A 1,365-nucleotide genomic window follows, 5' to 3' on the forward strand; every position below is an offset into this window, starting at 1 on the left:
AGCGGTTGTTGCTGGAGGCGTCCTGGGAGGCCGTGGAGAGCGCGGGGATCGACCCGCTGTCGCTGAAGGGCAGCCGGACCGGCGTCTTCGCCGGCGTCATGTACCACGACTACGGGCCCGGAACGAGCGACGGCAGCCTGGTCACCGGCCGCGTCGCCTTCACCCTCGGCCTCGAGGGACCCGCCGTCACCATCGACACCGCCTGCTCGTCCTCGCTCGTCGCCCTCCACTGGGCCGGGCAGGCACTGCGCAGGGGCGACTGCTCGATGGCGCTGGTCGGTGGCGTGACGGTGATGACGACGCCGGACATGTTCGTCTACTTCAGCCATCAGCGGGGCATGGCCAAGGACGGCCGCTGCAAGTCCTTCGCCGCCGCCGCCGACGGCACCGGCTGCTCGGAAGGTGTCGGCGTCCTGCTGGTCGAACGCCTCTCCGACGCCCGCAGGAACGGGCACCCGGTCCTCGCCGTGATCCGGGGCAGCGCCGTCAACCAGGACGGCGCCTCCAGCGGCATGACCACCCCCAACGGCCCCTCTCAGCAGCGGGTGATCCGCGCGGCGCTGGACAACGCGGGCCTCACGACCACGGACGTGGACCTGGTGGAGGCGCACGGTACGGGGACCCGGCTGGGCGACCCGATCGAGGCGCAGGCCCTGCTCGCGACGTATGGGCAGGGGCGCCCGGACGGTGACCCGTTGTGGCTCGGGTCGCTGAAGTCGAACCTGGGCCACACGCAGGCGGCTGCGGGTGTGGGCGGCGTGATCAAGGCGGTGCAGGCGGTACGCCACGGCGTCCTCCCGAAGTCCCTCCATTCGGAGACACGGTCACCGCACGTCGATTGGGACGCCGGTGCGGTGGAGCTGCTGACGGAGTCGCGGGCGTGGCCGGAGCGGGATCGTCCGCGGCGTGCGGGGGTGTCGTCGTTCGGTCTGAGCGGGACGAACGCGCACGTGATCGTGGAGCAGGCTCCGGTGGTGGACGAGCCGGACGCTGTTCCTGCGGTTGAACTGCCGGTGGTGCCGGTGGTGTTGTCCGCCCGGAGTGAGAGCGGGCTGTCGGCCCAGGCCGGGAAACTCCTGGCTCGGATGGAGAGTGCTCCCTCGCTGCTGGATGTGGGGTACTCGTCGGTGGTGTCGCGTGCGGTGCTGGAGCATCGTGCGGTGGTGGCGGCCGGGGACCGTGAGGAGCTGGTTCGGGGGCTGACGGCGCTGTCCGAGGGCGAGTCGGCGGCTGCGGTGGTCCGTGGGGCCGTGCGACCGATGGGGGCTACCGCGTTCCTGTTCACGGGGCAGGGTGCGCAGCGGTTGGGGATGGGTCGTGAGTTGTATGAGGCGTACCCGGTGTTCGCGGAGGCGTTCGACGGGG

General features: G+C 71.5%; 1 protein-coding gene. It reads left to right on the plus strand.

Annotated elements, in window-relative coordinates; translation table 11 throughout:
• Positions 1 to 1,365: type I polyketide synthase (locus AB0N06_RS38900; RefSeq protein ID WP_366139377.1), on the plus strand; the 1,365-nt coding region annotated here is incomplete at both ends.

Source organism: Streptomyces sp. NPDC051020 (genome assembly GCF_040683105.1).
In the GTDB taxonomy this organism is placed as follows: domain Bacteria; phylum Actinomycetota; class Actinomycetes; order Streptomycetales; family Streptomycetaceae; genus Streptomyces.